General features: G+C 69.2%; 15 protein-coding genes and 3 CRISPR repeat arrays (1 of these 18 only partly in view). Of the genes, 4 read left to right on the plus strand and 11 right to left on the minus strand.

The genetic code is table 11. The features are described from left to right. The first annotated feature begins 22 nt into the window (after window positions 1–22). Window positions 23–1021, plus strand: coding sequence for a pirin family protein (locus ACH4SL_RS24230; protein WP_398448958.1), 999 nt, complete (start codon window positions 23–25; stop codon window positions 1019–1021). Window positions 1022–1774: 753 nt separating this feature from the next. After that, window positions 1775–2761: a CRISPR direct-repeat array (repeat unit 37 nt; unit sequence GTGGCCGTCGCCCTCCGGGTCGACGGAGGATCGCAAC). 688 nt (window positions 2762–3449) lie between these two features. Here ACH4SL_RS24230 and cas2 read toward each other — a convergent pair. From cas2 to ACH4SL_RS24285, 11 genes are all read right to left on the minus strand, one after another. After that, on the minus strand, window positions 3450–3743 hold the full coding sequence (gene cas2, locus ACH4SL_RS24235; RefSeq protein ID WP_398448960.1) for a CRISPR-associated endonuclease Cas2: 294 nt from the start codon (window positions 3741–3743) through the stop codon (window positions 3450–3452). Next, the gene (gene cas1c, locus ACH4SL_RS24240) at window positions 3740–4774 is read right to left on the minus strand and encodes a type I-C CRISPR-associated endonuclease Cas1c (protein WP_398448962.1); all 1035 of its coding nucleotides are present in this window, start codon (window positions 4772–4774) and stop codon (window positions 3740–3742) included. Before cas1c ends, cas2 begins: the two co-directional genes overlap by 4 nt. Then, the gene (gene cas4, locus ACH4SL_RS24245; protein ID WP_398448964.1) at window positions 4771–5442 is read right to left on the minus strand and encodes a CRISPR-associated protein Cas4; all 672 of its coding nucleotides are present in this window, start codon (window positions 5440–5442) and stop codon (window positions 4771–4773) included. Before cas4 ends, cas1c begins: the two co-directional genes overlap by 4 nt. Before the next feature lies 1 nt (window position 5443). Beyond that, on the minus strand, window positions 5444–6361 hold the full coding sequence (gene cas7c, locus ACH4SL_RS24250; RefSeq protein ID WP_398448966.1) for a type I-C CRISPR-associated protein Cas7/Csd2: 918 nt from the start codon (window positions 6359–6361) through the stop codon (window positions 5444–5446). A 35-nt stretch (window positions 6362–6396) separates the two neighbouring features. Then, window positions 6397–8172 carry a type I-C CRISPR-associated protein Cas8c/Csd1 gene (gene cas8c / locus ACH4SL_RS24255; RefSeq protein ID WP_398448968.1) on the minus strand — a complete coding sequence of 592 codons (1776 nt, stop codon included), beginning with the start codon at window positions 8170–8172 and terminating at the stop codon, window positions 6397–6399. 4 nt (window positions 8173–8176) lie between these two features. After that, window positions 8177–8920, minus strand: coding sequence for a type I-C CRISPR-associated protein Cas5c (gene cas5c / locus ACH4SL_RS24260; protein WP_398448970.1), 744 nt, complete (start codon window positions 8918–8920; stop codon window positions 8177–8179). Window positions 8921–9058: 138 nt separating this feature from the next. Further along, window positions 9059–11308 (minus strand): CRISPR-associated endonuclease Cas3'', encoded by a 2250-nt coding sequence (locus ACH4SL_RS24265; protein ID WP_398448972.1) that lies wholly within the window; start codon window positions 11306–11308, stop codon window positions 9059–9061. Window positions 11309–11430: 122 nt separating this feature from the next. Then, on the minus strand, window positions 11431–11625 hold the full coding sequence (locus ACH4SL_RS24270) for a hypothetical protein (protein WP_398448974.1): 195 nt from the start codon (window positions 11623–11625) through the stop codon (window positions 11431–11433). Between the two features lie 349 nt (window positions 11626–11974). Continuing rightward, a CRISPR array of direct repeats spans window positions 11975–12447; the repeat unit is 37 nt; unit sequence GTGGCCGCCGCCCTCCGGGACGGCGGAGGATCGCAAC. 45 nt (window positions 12448–12492) lie between these two features. Continuing rightward, a complete protein-coding gene (locus ACH4SL_RS24275) occupies window positions 12493–12696 on the minus strand; it encodes a hypothetical protein (protein ID WP_398448976.1) in 204 nt (67 codons plus the stop codon). 387 nt (window positions 12697–13083) lie between these two features. Next, window positions 13084–13278, minus strand: a complete 195-nt coding sequence (locus ACH4SL_RS24280; protein WP_398448978.1) for a hypothetical protein — start codon at window positions 13276–13278, stop codon at window positions 13084–13086. Between the two features lie 194 nt (window positions 13279–13472). Then, window positions 13473–13832: an ATP-binding protein gene (locus ACH4SL_RS24285; RefSeq protein WP_398448980.1), complete on the minus strand. Its 360-nt coding sequence runs from the start codon at window positions 13830–13832 to the stop codon at window positions 13473–13475. 532 nt (window positions 13833–14364) lie between these two features. On the opposite strand from ACH4SL_RS24285, the gene ACH4SL_RS24290 reads away from it, so the two are divergent. From ACH4SL_RS24290 to ACH4SL_RS24300, 3 genes are all read left to right on the plus strand, one after another. After that, entirely contained in the window at window positions 14365–15672 is a 1308-nt protein-coding gene (locus ACH4SL_RS24290) for an XRE family transcriptional regulator (protein WP_398448982.1), read from the plus strand. Between the two features lie 14 nt (window positions 15673–15686). Continuing rightward, entirely contained in the window at window positions 15687–16301 is a 615-nt protein-coding gene (locus tag ACH4SL_RS24295; protein WP_398448984.1) for a 2'-5' RNA ligase family protein, read from the plus strand. Between the two features lie 359 nt (window positions 16302–16660). After that, entirely contained in the window at window positions 16661–17182 is a 522-nt protein-coding gene (locus tag ACH4SL_RS24300) for a hypothetical protein (RefSeq protein ID WP_398448986.1), read from the plus strand. Window positions 17183–17418: 236 nt separating this feature from the next. Beyond that, a CRISPR array of direct repeats spans window positions 17419–17677; the repeat unit is 37 nt; unit sequence GTGGCCGCCGCCCTCCGGGACGGCGGAGGATCGCAAC; it runs 219 nt beyond the window's last position.

Raw genomic sequence — 17677 nt, forward strand, 5'->3', positions numbered from 1 at the left:
CGCCCCGGTGCATGATCGACGCATGAGCAACCTCGACGTGAAGCCCGCGGCCACCGTCTGCGGCGGCCGCCAGGACGTGTCCGCCGCCCCTGTCCACGAACTGCTCACCGCCCGCACCGTGCCGCTCGGCGAGAGCACGCAGGTGCGCAGGCTGCTGCCGAACCTCGGCCGGCGCATGGTCGGCGCCTGGTGCTTCGTCGACCACTACGGGCCCGACGCTCCCCCTGGGCCTAGCGGCCCGGGAGGTACCCCCATCGCCCAGGAGCCCGGCATGCAGGTGCCGCCGCACCCGCACACCGGCCTGCAGACCGTCAGCTGGCTGCACGAGGGCGAGGTGCTGCACCGCGACAGCCTGGGCAGCAAGCAGACCGTACGGCCGCGCGAGCTGGGCCTGATGACCTCCGGCCGCGGTATCTCGCACTCCGAGGAATCCCCCCGGGAGCACGCGCGCTACCTGCACGGGGCCCAGCTGTGGGTCGCCCTGCCCGGCACCGCCCTGGACATCCCGCCCGCGTTCGAGCACCACCCGGAGCTGCCCACCGTCACGGGCGGCGGCCTGCACGCCACCGTCATCCTCGGCGACCTCGACGGCACCGTCTCGCCCGGCACCACCCACACCCCCCTCGTCGGCGCCGACCTCACCCTCCCCGAGGGCACCCGCGCCCGCCTCCCCCTCCAGCCCGACTTCGAGTACGCGGCCCTCCCGATGTCCGGCTCCACCGACGTCGACGGCGTCCCCCTGACCCCCGGCTCGATGCTCTACCTCGGCGCCGGCCGCACCGAACTCCCCCTCCATGCCACCACCGACAGCTCCCTGATGCTTTTGGGCGGCGAGCCCTTCGCCGAACGCATCGTCATGTTCTGGAACTTCGTCGGCCGGTCAGGTGAGGACATCGTAGAAGCCCGCGAGGCCTGGCGCACCGGCACCCGCTTCGGCGAGGTCCACGGCTACGCGGGCCCCCGCCTTGAGGCCCCGGCGCTCCCGGCGACGCCGCTGAAGGCACGGGGGCGGGTGCGGTGAGCTGGGGTTTTCCGGCTGCCGCCGCGATCCCCGACGCGCTCCGCCGCGGCGGGCACCGCGGCCCCGGGAGGGCACGCCGAAGCCGTGGCGGGGCCGTCGCGGACCCGGTCCGGAGGGCCTTGGCGGTTCCCTTGTGGGACCGGCTGTGACCTGGCATTCCAGGACTGATGCTGACCCGATGCTGAGTTTACTGACGTGTCATCAGATGACTCTGAGCTGCGGATGTGCGCACAAATCTCGTCTTCGGCCGGACCGGCGTCCGGAACGACCATGAGTTCACGCGAACGGGCGAATTTCCGCCTTGGGCGGGCCCTGGCGAGGGGCGTTGGCCGGGTGCCCGGCTCGTCACAACTGGGCGCATCGCCCCGGCGCTGCTCGTGGAGGGTTCGCCAGCGACCACCTCTGACGATGCGGAAGGCGACAGTGGGCGGTCACTTCAGGTGGCCTGGCTGTTCGCCGTCTTCGGCGCGCCGTGCCGGCCGTGGTCGGCGCAGCCGGATCGGTGTTCGGTCCCCTCTGGAGGGAGCTTGCCTGTCCTGAGGTAAGTTCGCGCCATCGTCACGTTTGGACTGCGTGATCGCGGTGAAGTTTCGTGCCGAGCAGAGAGGGCCGACGGCCTGTTGGTTCGGAACCTCAAGTGCACACGCGACACGCGGTTCGCACCGAAGGATAATGTCGGATATTGACCCACTTGACCCCCGCGTGCTCCTGTCAGCAAGACCCCACCGGGCAGGACTACGCTGGTCAAGTACCGTGGCCGTCGCCCTCCGGGTCGACGGAGGATCGCAACCCGTACACCCGGGCCGTCGCCGCGGCGAACAGCACCAGTGGCCGTCGCCCTCCGGGTCGACGGAGGATCGCAACCGCTCCTTCGCCATCAAGGTGCAGCGCAGAGTCCGGGGTGGCCGTCGCCCTCCGGGTCGACGGAGGATCGCAACCGGCTCTGGCGCGTCGACTTCGACCGCGACGTCGAGGGTGGCCGTCGCCCTCCGGGTCGACGGAGGATCGCAACCCCGCGGCCTCGGCGTCCAGGACCCGCGTGGCCTCGTGGCCGTCGCCCTCCGGGTCGACGGAGGATCGCAACGTCGCGCCAGCCGCAGCCGTCGTGGGCCTCGTGGTGTGGCCGTCGCCCTCCGGGTCGACGGAGGATCGCAACTTCGCCCATTTCCACAGGCAGACGATCGCGACGGTGTGGCCGTCGCCCTCCGGGTCGACGGAGGATCGCAACGGTCTCACCGGGGAGCGCTGGCACGCCCCCGCGATCGTGGCCGTCGCCCTCCGGGTCGACGGAGGATCGCAACCGCGGGACCTACCCGCCCACCGACACCGGCTCGTCCGTGGCCGTCGCCCTCCGGGTCGACGGAGGATCGCAACTGCCACCGCAAGTACGACGAGACCGACGCCGTGCAGGTGGCCGTCGCCCTCCGGGTCGACGGAGGATCGCAACATTCGCCCGACTGAGGCCAGGTGTGTCGGTTACCCACGTGGCCGTCGCCCTCCGGGTCGACGGAGGATCGCAACTACCCCGAGGTGGCTGAGCACCTGCGGGCCCTGGAGGTGGCCGTCGCCCTCTGGGTCGACGGAGGATCGCAACCACCCGACCTCCTGCCCGGTCTGATGACCCACGTAGTGGCCGCCGCCCTCCAGGACGGCGGAGGATCGCAACGGGACCAAGACCGTCTCCGCGTACGCCAGGTGACACGTGGCCGCTGGCCCTCCGGGACGGCGGAGGATCGCAACCAGAAGTACTGGATAGTGGAGCAGCACACGGACCGGCGGTGGTCGTCGCTCTCCGGAGCCCGGCGCCGCTGTGATGCGGGGACCAGCAAGAAATTCTCGGTTCTTTGGGGCTGGCGCGTCGTGGCGTCCGCAGGTGCGGTTGACAATCAGTGCTCAGCGGGCGTCATGCCGCCCGCTGAGCACGGCGCCCTGGCCGGTAAATGAAGGTCTTGGCAGGGCGTGGGTAGTCGCGAATGTCACTCCGTGACAGTTTCGATCCTCAGCAACTTGCGAAGAAGCTGCCGCTACTTCCCGCCCTCGAAGACGGTTGCCGCATTTATACACGAAGCTTTGAGGAGAGCGCCTCTCCGTTGGCTATTAATCTTTTCTTATTTTGACGTGCTTCGGTGTCGTCCGGTGAGGAGGGCCTGCGTTTTGCTACTTTCGTTCTGTCAAGGAGTAAGTGCACTTTAGCCACCAATGAGGTGGGCAAGTGAGGGGTCACATGTCCGGTGGGCTGCCGAGGAATCCCTGGATTACTCGGATCATTCGATCAACTGGTAATCTCTGTCTCTCTATTTTTTCGCAAGTTGTAGTCAGATTGATTTTCTGGATTCTGAAGTAAATTCACGTGCTCTTCCGTGGCGTACCGAGGATTCCAAGCGTCCGCCCATGAAGAATTGGAGCCAGGTCGTGCTCTATCGCTCCCTCACAGGACCAAATCCTCCCGGTGCGGTAGCGCGCTCGCGACACCCAGCGTGTGGACGTCCCTGAAACCGTTCGGCGGGAGGCGGTACACGCGGATGTTGTCGGTGTCCGCGTCGATCACGTGGTCCAGCTTGGCCAGGAGTTGGAGGAGATCCTTCTCGTCGGCGACGATCTCGAAGACGGACTTCTGGACGCGTAACCCATAGCCCTCGCAGAGTTTGGCGACCCGTCGCAGTCGGCGGCGACCTTCCGGCGACGTGGTGTCGACGTCGTAGGTCACGAGGAGATCGGTCACTGGGCGGTCCAGGGCAGGTAGCCGGGGAGTTCGCCGCGCAGGTGGCGGGCGAGGATGCGTGCCTGGACGGTGGGGAGGAGTCCTGCGGGGGCCTCGCGGCCGGCAAGTGGGTGTTCCCAGGGCTGGGTCTTCCAGTCCTGCCAGGCTGCGATGACGGCCTTTCGGCCGTCGTCGGTGAGACGCACGGCGCCGCCCGTCACGTTTTCGAAGTGCTCAGAACGCAGCTGTCGGCGGTTGAAGAGGGTGAGGGCGAAGCGGTCGGCGAGGACGGGGCGGAATTCCTCCATCAGGTCGAGTGCGAGGGCGGGCTTACCGGGGCGCAGGCCGTGGAGGAAGCCGATGTACGGGTCGAGGCCAACCTGTTCGGCCGCTCCGTGGACGAGTCCGCGGAGGAGGCCGTACGTGAAGGAGAGCAGGGCGTTGACGGGGTCCGTGGGCGGGCGGCGGTTGCGGTGGGTGAAGGCGGGGATGCCTTCCGCGGGGCGCAGCGCGTCGCGCAGGGCGGCGAAGTAGGCACGGGCCGCGTTGCCCTCGATACCCATGACGATGTCGAGCGACTCTGCCGTCGCCGTGGCCGCGAGGGCGCCTTCGAGCTCGACGATCACCGCGCGCATACGGTCGCGCGGCGCGGCGGTCGCGTCCCGGGCCGCACGCAGGAGGATCCAGCGGCTGTTCCGGATCTTGCCGGCGACGATGTTGCGTGCGATACCGAGCCGTGCCACGGGGTCGTCGTGGAGCTGGTGCTGGGCGTGCCGGAGCAGGACGTTTCCGTGCACGGCGCTGTCCAGCCTGGCGAGGTAGCGGCCTCCCTGGGTCATCCAGGTGACCGGGCGGTTGTCCTGGGCGCAGCGGGTGATCAGCTCGGTGGACAGGTCGACGTGGCCGTACACCACGATGCTCTCGATGCGCTTGAGCGGCAGGATCTTGCGCCCTGCCACGTCGGGTATCCGGACGCGCAGCGAGTCCTGCTCCAGACGCAGCTGCGTGCCCTGGGTCTGGACGTAGAGGGTGTTGAGGAGTTCGGTGGTCACTCGTCGCCGTCCGGAGCGTTGTCGATGCGGTAGAGGTCGGTGAGGGCTCGTTGGAAGCGGTCGGTCGCCGCGAGGACGTCGGGCATGCAGCCGGTCACCATGGAGCAGCGTCGGCAACGGCCATCGGCGAGCGCAGCCGGGAGGGTCTGCCCCGCGAGCAGCGCTCGTACGGCGACGGTCACCTCCAGGACGCGGGCGCGTAGTGGCTCGTCGACAGCGAGCAGATGACGTCGTCGGTCTGCGGCCGAGTAGATCGCGGCTTCGGGGACCGGGCGGTCGAACATTCCCTCCAGGCACATCGCCTGGGCCGCGACCTGGATGTCCGCCGGTCCTCCGGGGATGTAGCGGCCCGATTTGTGTTCGACGGGCAGGATCCGGCCGTCGGCGTGGATCTCCACGGTGTCGCAGACGCCGGTCAGCCCGTGGCCGTCGTGCCACACGGGCAGCGCGTGGAGCGTGCGGACACTGGCCCGACGTTGCGCGCCCGGCGTGTCGACCCGCTGGTGGAGAAGGGTGCCGCGGACGGTTGCCGCGTCATCGGTGAAGGCGTCCTCCAGGAGGATCAGCCCGCACTGCCTGGGGCAGTAGGTGTAGTGCTCCAGGGAGGAGAGGGAGACCTGCACGAGGCCTGCCTCCCCCTGCCCGCCCCGAGCGGTGGTGGCGGTCACGTCACTGGGCGATCGTCCGAAGGGTCGTGAGGGTGACGCCGGCGGGCAGGTCGGCGTCGTGGATCTCGACGGTCCCGTAGTCGGTGAAGGACCGGGCGCCGGCGTCGCCCAGGGGCTTCACGGCGACGAGGTCGAGCAGGGTGTGGGCCGGTGCGCGCCCGAAGGCGTCCTCGTGGGTGAAGACGTAGAGGCCGCGCAGAGCCATGTTGGCGCGGGCGGCGGCCCGGTCGTGGTCGAACATGAGGGTGAAGGCACGCCAGAAGGTGGCCAGGTCTTCACTGTTCACGCCGGTGCGGGCGGCGAGGGGGGCGCTGAAGTGGCCGGCGCCGCGGTACAGGCCGTAGGGCACGATGTGCTTGGAGCCCATCTCCGTCTCCTTCCCCCCTTCCGTCTTCTTGGGGTCGGGGTCGTTCCACGCGTCGACGTCCTCCTGCTTGGTGGGCGTGACACGGGTGATCCCGATGTCGAAGGGCGTGACGGGGTCGATGCTGCGGGAAAACCCGATCTGCACGGGCCCCTGCACCCGGCCCGCCTGCTTGTCCTTCTTGCCGGTCGACATCACGGCCCCGAACATGCGCACGTCGAAGAAGTTCTGGCACATCCAGGCCTGGGCGCTCTTCTTGTCGCGGGCGTTGCCCTGATCGGCCGCGTAGGCGCGCTCGTGCTGGGCGTTGAGGGCGACCCCGGCCTCCACGTAGATCTCGTAGCCGGGCCTCTTCTCGTGCTCGTTGAACATCGCGACGGTGTTGCGGATCTTCCGCTTGATCGCGACGTCGGTGATCAGGCCCTGTCCGGTGATCGGGTCGGTACGGGGCATCCCGCCGTTGTCGGGGTCGCCGTTGGGGTTGCTGTCGAGGCAGTCGACGAGGAAGACGAAGTCGTGCTTGCGGGTGGGGTCGAGGTGCGGTGCGACGCTCACGTCGGTACTCCTTGCGTGGAACGTAAGAGGGCGGATCAGGCGGTGGTCGGCTCGTCGGACGCCTTCCTGGCGTCCTTCTCGGCCTTGCGGGCGCGGCGGGCGGCGAGGTCGTCGGCGCGCTGGTGCTCGTAGCCGATGACGAACCGCGCCTGCTGGCGGGGAGTGAGATGGACGGGCAGATGGTCGATGCCCTGGAAGATCTCCGTCAGCCGGTTCTCCAGGGCGACGCCGGCGCCTTGGTTGTCACGGCGCAGCCGCTTGAGGTGGGCCATCGCGTCGAAGCGCAGGTGGGTGAGAGTCGTCCCCGGGGCGGTGGCGGCCGTACGGAAGTGCTTGTCTCGCAGCGTGGTGTTGAGCTTCGGCAGGGCGGCACGCTGGATGGCCTCCAGGACGGCGAATGCGCGCCCGCAGAGGTACGGGACGTCGGGCTGGTCCGGGTCGAGGGTCGGCATGAGGTGGTCCTCGGGGTAGGCGGAGCGGTTGAGAATCAGGCGCAGCAGCGCGATGCGCGGGGCGTCGACGCGGGCGTCGGCGTGGATGCGCAGCAGCAGGCGGGGCAGTACCCAGGCCGGTAGCGGAGCGCGGTGCAGGGCACTGTGCACGAGGGCGGTCTGCATGCCGTGCGGGGCGGTGTCCTTCACGTAGCGGTCGCCGCTCGCCCGTCCCATGCACAGCGTCAGCTGCCACAGGGGTACGTACTGCGTCTCGCCGGTCCAGCCGTTGTGCACGCCGTGGTCCTCGTACCAGGCTCCCAGGTTGGCCTGGAGCTGCTCCACGGGGAGATCCAGCCACTCGCGGACGACGACGCGCGCGTTGTTGAGGCCGAGGGTGAGGCTGTGGAAGTCGTCGGGGGAGACCAGCTGCCCGGCCACGGGGTCGGGGGCCTTGTGGAGCACGGAGATGGCGTGGCTGATGGCCGCCGGATCGGGCTCGCCGCCGAAGAGCAGGGCCTCCAGGGTGTCCTCGGTGTTCTCGCGCGTCCACCAGACCATGACCCCCTCGCCGGGCATGCGGTGGTGGTGGCCAGGCCGGGACAGGAGATGGTTGAGACCGGCCATGGCCCTGGCGCCGCACCGATCGCAGATCGGCGTGTTGGCGAGCTGCATGACACCGTTGCGGCCCTGGGCCGACGTGTTGATCGAGACCAGCTGCCCCTCGTTCGTCCCTCCCGCGCTAGGGATCGCGCCCTTCTTGACCGGCTCGGGAATCGTGGCGAGCAGAGCGCCGTACTCGCCGCACACCAGGCAGAGGCCGACCTCGCCGCCCTTGCGCTCGCGGGCTACGAGAGCCCACAGCTTCTTTGCCGAGGGCTCCTCGTGGAGGAACTGCGTCCCGACCATCAACGCCACGGTGTCCTTGGCGTCGATGTCCGGGAGGTCCTGCTTGAGTCCTGCGAGGGCGTCCGAGGCGAAGAACCTTCGTACGGCGTCCGCGCGCGCATCCCCGGCCTGGCCCTCGGCCCACCGCAGGACCAACTCCCGATAGGCGGCGTTCCGCCGTTCGGCCTCGGTCGTCTCCTTCTCCGAGGGACCGGCCGTCTTGTCAGCGGTCTTGGGCAGACCGAGGACGAACTCCGCGGTGTCCACCAGCAGGTAGGGCGGCACCTTCGTGCCGGACCGCTGCACATAGGGAACCGGCTGGATCAGTGCCTGGTCCCGCGACTTCGCCGGTACGCGCCTGTCCCGCAGTTCCGCGTCGGCCCCGTCCTCGGCGATGTCCAGGATCCAGTGGATCTGCTTTTCCCGGTAGAACTCGGCCGGCAGCGTCTCGGCAACGTGATCGGCGTACGCGGTGAGCTTCTGCAGCAGCACGCCGTCACCGTCCGGCCCGGGCGGCACGCTGCGAGCCGGACGGCATGGCGACCGCCTCGTCCGGCAGCGGCGCGAGCGGTACCTCCATGACCCCTTCGCTGACCGAAGCACGGAACCAGCGGTAGCGCTCGCCCTGCGGGGTGTAGGCGATGGAGTGCAGCATGAGGCCCAACTCCTGAGTGCAGTCCCGCTGGACCTCGTAGGCCGGGTCGGCGGGACCGAACTGGGCCGTGAATTCCCGGCAGCCGAAGAACGGCTGTGAGAAGCACGCACCGCGCTCCACCCTCTTGCGGAGTTGCTGGCGGTACTTCTCCTCGGGGCTCTCTTCCTGCGAGATGGTCACGACCTGCGCGTGGATCCGGTAGCGGACGTCGCGCAAGGCGACGGTGTTGCGCTGGTCGCGATCCTCGGAGGCGTCGTAGCGGGCCGTGCGGTCCGTACGGAGCTGCGCCACCCGCTGGTCGGAGATGCCCGACTGCACCTCGTTGCGACGGACCTGCATCCACCGGATCGGGGCAAGCACCTCGATCTTGGTGATGGCGTAGTTGAACTGCGGTTTCCAGAAGATCGACTCCAGCAGCCCGGTGGCGGCCGAAGGCGTCATCACGGGGTAGCTGACCCGCTCGACCTTCAGCTCCGGCCTCGTGAAGCAGGCCAGGTCACCCCAGGTCTCGACCACCAGGTCCGGGAAGGCCCAGCCGCCGTTGCCACGCCGTTCACGGCGGGCACTCGGCAAGGACGTACTCACACCATTCCTCCTTGGACTCACACGCCCACGACCGGTTCGCGCCGCGTCCACCCACGGAGTGGGCGACATGCGGTGAGCAGATAGTGTCTCAGAGTAAGCACAACTGGTCGTAAAACATGAGAAGTTGGGAAAAACAATTCAAATCTGGTAGGCGCTGCGGTCTTCCCGACGGCTGGGGTCCAGGCCCCGTTCCACGTCGTAGCTGCCCAGCCACAGCACCAGGTCGCCGACCACCGGCTCCGCGAGCCCCGCCTGCAACGCGTCGTCGACCTCGTTCCGCGGCAGGGAGGCGATGTGGGGCTGGAGCCTGCGAAAGACGCCCGACAGATCCTTGAGGCGCCCGTACGGGTCGCGCAGGGCGGCGACGTCCGCCTCGATCTCCTCCGCGGCGGTGTCCTCCCGGATGACCAGAACGGGTCTCGCGTGCTGGTTGTCAATCATCTGGAAGAGCCTGTCCACCTCGGGGAAGTCGAGCCCGCGGCGGGCGCTCTCGACGTCCTCACCCATCGGCCGGCCGCCGCTCCCGAGATAGGCGTACCGCTTGCCGTAGTAGCTGCGCAGGGAGGCCAGATCGTCCGGCGCTGCGAGGTCGGGACCGAAGTACAGCTCGGTCGCCTGGAGCGCCGACTTGTAGACGCCGTCGTTCGGCTGACTGCCGTCGCTCGGCCGGAAGACGACCACCGTGCCCAGACCGGGCAGCAAGTTCTCGCGGTTGCACCGGCCGGCGGCCTGCTGAAGGGACTCGGCCGGAGCCCACGCCCGATAGACCCGGGGAAAGTCGACATCGACCCCCGCTTCGATCAGCGACGTGGACACCACCCGCACCGGAGTACCGTCCCGGAGATCGGCACGGATCTCCTCGATGACCTCCCGGCGGTGCCCGCCGGTCATCCGCGTCGACAGATGCACCACTTTGCCGCGGACACGCTCCTTGAGCAGGCGGTGCAGGTGAGCCGCGTCCTTGGTGGTGTTCACGATCGAGAGCACCTGCGGCCCACCGTCTGCGGCGATCTCCTCTGCCACGCTGTCCCAGGTGACATCCTCGCCAAGCCGCCACTCGTACTCGACGCGTCGCAGTTGTTCGAACAACGCCGCGGTGTCGCTGACGACCATGTGCTTCGGTATGCCCTGCATCTCCGGCAGCGACCAGAATTCCGGCTGGGTCGCCGAGGCCAGGACCACGGTCACGCCGAAGTGCTCCACAAGATCTCGCAGGCCGCTGAGGATCGGAATCAGCAGCTGGTCGGGGAGCGCCTGGACCTCGTCGAGGACGATCGCGGAGCCGGCGACGCGGTGGAGCTTCCGCATCGCGGACGGCTTACGCGCGAACAAAGACTCGAAGAGCTGCACTGTGGTCGTCACCACGAAGGGGGCGTCCCAGTTCTCCGCGGTCAGCCGGGCCCACTCGCTGACGTCGTCGTCCTCGTCCAGGTTCACCGAACTGTGGTGTTCCAGGACCACCGGCTTCTCGTTCCCCGTGCGGGGCGGATCGAGGAGGTCCCGGTACACCTTGGCGTTCTGTTCGGTGATGCTGGTGTACGGCACGGCGACGATGACGCGCTGCAGCCCGTGCGCCGCGGCGTGATGCAGGGCGAACCCACCGGCTGCCAGCGTCTTCGCCCCACCGGTGGGAACGTGCAGCACGAACATGCCTGGCTTGCCCTCAGCCGCGGCAACCGCCTCCTGGTAGACGCGTTCGCGCAGACGCGCCACCGGTGTCGTCGCCCGGTCCCGAAGGAACGCCGATCGGCGCTCCTCGAACCGCTTGACCAGGTCGCCCATGTCCACCGGCGCCGCCAGGCGAACCGGGGCTCCAGCGAAGTGGGCCTCCGTGTCGAGGTAGTCCGCATCAACGAGGCAACTGAAGAGTATCCGTACCAGCAGATCCACGCCGAGCCTCAGCCGGTCGGCGCTCAGCCCGGATAACCACTGCGGCAACGGGATTCGCTGGTCCCGCACGATCTCGGGCACCAGCTGGGCCACCGACTGGAAGGCTTCCCGAGCCTGAACCCCTTCCAGGCCGCTTCCCTTGACCTTGGCCAGGGCGGCAGCGAGCGCCTGCAGATCGGGGAGCCCCCCGTGGTGCCCCTCCACAGCGGCCGCGAACGGCCGGCCCACGAACCGGTCCACCAGCTCGGCCCCCGCCCCTTTGTGGGGGACACCGACCGGCTTGCCGTACGGCTCCGCGTGATGGACGAGGCGGTCCTGCCATGCCGTGCAGCCCTTGCCAACGTCGTGCACCAGCGCGAGATACTCCGCCACCTCACCGGCGCCGAACACCGCGCCGAAGCCGCGGGCCAGCGCGGCCGTCCCCCGGAGGTGATCTTCCAGCGAGTGCCTGAGCTGTGACTGTGAACTGCGGCTATGTGCGTATAACTGAGGTTGCATGGTGCCAACTCCGCGAACGACAACAAACCCCTGAACCAGGGACGCCGCACACCCTACGACCCACCACTGACAAAGGCCGCCTGCCAGCCGGGACAGTCCTCGGGTGCTTCGTTGTCACGGCGTCAGAGGGCATCCGCGGCAGTGCCGGAGAGGCGGTAGACGGTGGAGGTGTCGATACCGAGGGCGGTTAGCAGGTCGAGAGCGGCCTTGAGCGGCGGGTTTCCGGCGAGGCGTGCGCCGGCGAGGTGGGAGGGGAGGCGGCCGGTGGCAATCAGTCGTTCCCACTGGGGGCGGTGAGGGGTCGTCGGCTGACGCACATGGCGCTGTTTTAACGCGGGGCGCGTCGCTAAGGTCGAGCAGGTTCCATGGCGGCGGTCACACCGGTGGCCTCGACGGTGGAGTAAGCGCTGCTGAGCCAGCCGTGGACCCCGGAGCGATGGGTTGTCGTCAGATGCGCCGTCCAGCTGCTGCTGCGACCTGATCTACTGTTATCGGCGCCCACGATTTGCCACTGCGGCGAGACAGAGCATCCGGTGATTCGGAACCTCAAGCATGCACGCGACACGCGGGTCGCACCGAAGCCGAATGCCCGTTGTGTGACCAATTGGTCGCCCGGCCCTTCGGCAGAAGCCCGTCAGCAGGGCGAGCTTGTGCTGGTCAAGTACCGTGGCCGCCGCCCTCCGGGACGGCGGAGGATCGCAACTGCTCGTGGCTGGCCCGAGTGAACGGGACCAGGGGTGGCCGCCGCCCTCCGGGACGGCGGAGGATCGCAACCCCTTGAGGTCGGTCTGCGCGGGCTGCGACCAGGCGTGTGGCCGCCGCCCTCCGGGACGGCGGAGGATCGCAACTCCGACACGCGCACCCTGGCGGCCTCCGGCTCCGAGTGGCCGCCGCCCTCCGGGACGGCGGAGGATCGCAACGACGACGTCGTCAACCCCGCGGGCGGGGGCGCGACCGTGGCCGCCGCCTTCCGGGACGGCGGAGGATCGCAACTACTCGCGGACCGTCCGGTACAACCCGTCCGTCTCGTGGCCGCCGCCCTCCGGGACGGCGGAGGATCGCAACGCGCTCATCTCGGACTCGACCTTGGCCTTGGCCGCGTATGGCCGCCGCTCTCCGGCGGCGGCCTATCGCACTGCTGACCGCTGACGGTGAAGGCGCTTCGAATGCGAAGCGTCAGAGCGTCAACCGCGCTCCAGGAGGCCCCACGGGTCGTAAGCGTCGTAGGTGTGCACACCGGGGTGCCCGGCGAATTCGCAGCAGGGCTGTGAGCCGCGTTCCGGCGTGCTGACCGCCTGGCAGTCGGCGCGCACCTCCACCTTCGTCGGGGGAACGTCCGTCCAGCTCGTCCATACGGCCCCACCGTCAGGGACGTCGAGCTGTAGCACGAAGGCGTGGTGCTCACCTCCGACGTGCGTTTGGAGAACGCAACGGAGCGCGACTTCCACGTCCTCCAAACGGGCGTCGGGGTGATCGGCGAGGGAGAGAGCCGAGGTCAGGAGGGTCGGCGGGAGCGTGGTTGCCTGCCCGCAGACGGGGACGCGGCGATGTGTGTCCGAGCTGTGAGGGTGGAGAGATTGCGGCATGTCGGCGGGGAATCCCTTTGCAGATGGTCGTGGGTTATGTGGATGGGCCGCCTCCGCTCCGCGGTGAAGGCGTGCGGAGTTGACGTGCCCTTTCTGTCGGTAGGAGCGAGAGCGGTCACCGCTCGGTGCGGCGGCCGGAGGACGGAACGGGTGCCGGCGCTCGGACATGACGAGCTTTTGGGCCCGAGATCACGAGCGGCGGCGGTGCTTTCCCCTGGGGGGTCCGTGTGCGCCCCCGCCGAGCCAGATGTCATCGAGCCCATCGGTGATATCTCCCGCCATGTGGGTGGCGATGATCTGGTCCGCCAGCACCTGGACGCAGCGACCGCACGCGTAGACGCCGGCCGTGACGCCGTTCACCGAGGCGGGTCCGATCTGCAGCACCCGGGTCGACTCCCGGCTGCACCAAAGCCAGCACCGCCCGGTCCTCCAGGCGTTGCCGTCGTCCTGCTGAGTCACCCGGGCGGCCCGGCTCGCGAGCGGCATCCCGGCGCGGAGAATGAAGATCAGCCTCTTCCTCGGTGGACGGACCACCCGCTTCCTCCGCTGCTCGCCCACCGCGGGCGCGCTCGCCGCACTCACAACGACGCTTCCAGCTCGGCCCACACGGCCTTGCCCTCGTGCAGCAGGTGGACACCCCACTTGCAGGACATCGCCTCGACGAGCAGCAGCCCGCGACCACGCTCCCGCTCCACGTCGAAGGGCCGGGCCTGCGGGCGGGTGCGTTCCGCGTCGATCACGCTGACGCGAATCCGTCGGTCGCTCACGAGTGCAACGCTCACCCGCATGTCGGGCCCCGAAGCGTGGGCGACGGCGTTCGACACCAGCTCCGTCACGATCAGCAGGGCGTCGTCCGCGAGCTGTGCGAGGTCCCACGACGTCAGGGCGTCGGCTACCAGGGTGCGTGCCGCGTGGGCCGACTCCGGGATCCGAGGCATGGATCTGGCGCAGGGCAGCGCACCGTCGTGCGGCGCGTGCTCCGTACTCGTCGGTGACGGCTCGTCCGACACGGTCGTGAGCCGGCATGCGGCAGCCGACTCTTGCTCGCGCCTGGCGACAGTGGGCTCGGCTGTCATGGCGTCTCCAGCGGTAGGAATTGAGGGCCTCAACGGTCCCTCTTCCGCATGTCAATCGTCACGGGCAATGACGACCAGGAAATCTGGACGGACAACGCACCCTGTGACCTGCGAGGACGCCTACCCTTGCGGTGGGTTTTGGACGGCGGTGCACCCCGAAACGTGGACATTTCTCAGGCCGAGCGGCTAACCGAGCGCTACCGTGAAAACACATCACCACGTCTGGGGGATTCTCATGGCCCAGTCTCCGAAGCCCGGTAGCAAGGCCCAGCGCGACAATCTGCGCAGTGAAATGCTTGCGGTCGGTTGTTCGGCATCGGACATCGCGAACGAAATGCGGGCCCGCTGGGGTTTTCGCCCTCGTGAAGCGTGGCGGCACGCGTACGGTCTGAGCTTGCAGGAGGCCGCTGACCGCATCAACGAGGAGGGCGCCACCCGCGGTGATGCCACGGCCGCCGACGCCAGTCTGCTGGGCAAGTGGGAGAAGTGGCCGCTGACCGACCGTCGGCCGTCGCAGGCCGTTCTCGACCTCATGGCCGAGGTGTACGGCTGCGAGGCCGAGCAGCTGCTGGACATCGAGGATCGGCGGGCGATGCCCCGCCCGGAGGCACCCGCCCTGCGGCAGACCGTGCGCGTTCGGGAGACGCCCGACCTGTTCCATACTCCCGACGAGCCTGCGCCGACGCTCGCCGCCGAGGTCCGACAGGCGGCGGAGGAGTCGGTCGCGTGGGCCGCTTGGGCCGAGACCAGCACGATCGGCGACATCGCCTTGGAGCAGATCCAGTCCGACGTTCGCCGCCTCGCCAAGGACTACCTCGGCGGAGACGCCGTCGAGATCTTCACCCGCACTCGGCGCCTGCGCGACACCACCTTCCGGCTGCTGGAGGGGCACACCTCACCGCGGCAAGCGTCGGACCTGTACGTCGCCGCCGGATACCTGTGCGCTCTTCTGGCCTGGATGAGCAGCGATCTGGGCCACCTGGACGACGCCGAGGCCCACGGCCGTACCGCCTGGCTGTGCGGCAAGAAGGCGGAGCACCAGGGCCTGCTCGCCTGGACGGCGAGCACCCGCAGCAAGGTCGCCTTCTGGGACGGACGGCTCAGGGACGCCGTCCAGCACGCCCGCCGCGGAGCCATGTACGCGGCCGGCGGCACTGTCGGAGCGCTGCTGGCCTGCCAGGAAGCGGATGCCTGGTCGAAGTTCGGCGCCGTCGAGGAGACCCAGGAGGCTCTGCGCCGCGCCCAGGCCGCGCGTGACCAGAGCACCGGGGACGACGAGATCGGCGGCCTGTTCTCCTGCAGCACCGGCAGGCAGGAGCAGTACGCCGCGAGCTCCCATCTGCGCATCGCGGCCTACGGCGAAGCCCTGGACGAAGCCGAGTCGGCGCTCACCCACCTCCAGGCCCAGCCGGTACGCGCGTACGGCACCGAGGCGCAGACCTCGATCAGCCGCGCCATGGGGTACGTCGGCGTCGGCCAACCCGACGCCGTGATGGAGGTGCTGCTGCCGGTTCTCCAGCTTCGGCCGGAGCAGCGCTACGGCACGGTCATCGGCCGGATGCGCGACCTGACCGCGCAGATGACGCAGGCGCCGGGTGCACGTGGCGCCGCGAGCGTCCAGGCGCGGGCTGCGCTGCTCGACTGGTGCCAGGACTCGGCGCCGCGGAGGCTCGCCCTCTCGCCAGGTGCCGGTACGAGCTGACAGGATCGACTGTCATGACTCCTCAGGCGATGCGCAACCACTGGTGGTGGCGGCCCGGTTGGGACGTGGGCCGTCGCTTCTACACCTGGCATCTCACCTGGGACGGTCAGCACGACGTCCACCGCTTCGCCGACGGCTACCGTCGGGCAATGTCCGGGCTTCCCGGGCTGGACCTCATCCCCGACCGCTGGCTGCACCTGACGATGCAGGGCGTCGGCTTCACCGACGACGTCCCCGAGGAGACGGCTACGGCGATCGCCGCCGCGGCCCGCCCCCGGCTGGCGGCTCTGCACTCGTTCGGCGTCACGCTCGCGGCTCCGATCGTCGATCCGGAGGCGATCCTCGTTCCCGTGGTCCCGGCAGAGCCCGTCCGCCGGCTCCGGCAGGAACTGCGCTTGGCGATCGCCGAGGTGCTGTCGGAGGTTCCGGAGCCCGCAGACGGCTTCAACCCGCACGTCAGCATTGGGTACAGCCACGCCGAGGGCCCGGCCGCGCCTTACGCCGAGGCGATCGAGGCCGCGGCCATCCCTCCGGCGAAGGCTCTGGTCACCCACGCGGACCTCATCGTGATCCACCGCGACCACCAGATGTACGAGTGGACCACGCTCGCCGAGGTCCCTCTCGGGTAATTTACGAGCTGCTTCGTCAGCGGTGGCCGGACGGGGCGCCAGATGACGTCGGGTCTCGCCGCGCGGGCAGCCCGCGATCGCCAACTGGTTCGTTCGGCGCCAGTCGGGCAGGCGACGAGTCGGAGGGCCGGTTGCTTCGGAACCTCAAGCATGCACGCGACACGCGGGTCGCACCTGGCTTTGTCCACGAGATCGGACAGCACTTCGACGCCGGTTCCGGCGGCGGGAAGCCCACGAGACCGGGGCGGAATGTTCACGAGATTGGACAGCACTACCGAGAGGGCGGCCGGGGCGGGCACTGAGTCCTGGCGTACGTTCGAACCTATGACGCGCACCCTGAGATCCCGGCAGGTGACCCAGTGAGCGGCTGGTGGGCCTACTTGGACGAACGGACCTGCCGTGAGGTCGATGCCGACGTGCTGCGCGACCGCCGACTGTCGGCGGTCAGGTCCGTCTGGGAGGCGCTGCGCCCCCTGGGGGTCGGCCTGCACGAAGCCGAGCGGGTGGTCCACACGCGATACGCGGCTCTCGGCGACCGCGTGCAGCACACGCCGCCCGATCCGCTGGACCTGCCCTCGCTCACAGCCCGGGCGGCAACTCTTCCCGGCCGTGTGGCAGCAGTGGAGGCGCTCTGGGACGGCGATACAGTCCACGACTGGTTCGTGCTCCTGGTCGCGGTCCTGGACGCCCCGGAGGGGGAAGGCCACCTGGCGACCGTCTACCGCCGATCTGACAGCCCTCCGCCAGGCGCTGCTGCCGCCGAGGCCGGCCGGGCGCTGGCCGGCCACCTCCAGGTGCCCTTCCACTTCGCGTCTCCGGACGTCCCGGATGACGACGCCCCGCGCTGGAGGACGATCCAACGGTCGGCGGAAGGGCCGTGACCGGGGGCGTGGACGGAGCGTGGTGACCCAAGGAGGCCGGACGACATGGTGCCTCCCGTTCTCATGAACATGGGCCCAGGTCCGATCCGCCTGCCTCCCGAGATGGTGAACAACTGCTGTCGACAGTCGTGAACAAAGCCACGCACCGAAGCAGAATGTCCGTTGCGTGACCAATTGGCCACCCGGTCCTTCCGTAGAAGCCCGTCGGCAGGGCGAGCTTGTGCTGGTCAAGTACCGTGGCCGCCGCCCTCCGGGACGGCGGAGGATCGCAACCTGGACTGGTGCCGCGAGCGCGCCCGCGCGCCGTAGTGGCCGCCGCCCTCCGGGACGGCGGAGGATCGCAACAAGCTCACCAAGAGCTTCACCGCGCTGGAGGACAACGTGGCCGCCGCCCTCCGGGACGGCGGAGGATCGCAACCTTGGGTGACCCCGTGGAGCGCGGCGCGGGTGTGGGTGGCCGCCGCCCTCCGGGACGGCGGAGGATCGCAACGCGTT

This window comes from Streptomyces sp. NPDC021020 (assembly GCF_044333285.1).
In the GTDB taxonomy this organism is placed as follows: domain Bacteria; phylum Actinomycetota; class Actinomycetes; order Streptomycetales; family Streptomycetaceae; genus Actinacidiphila.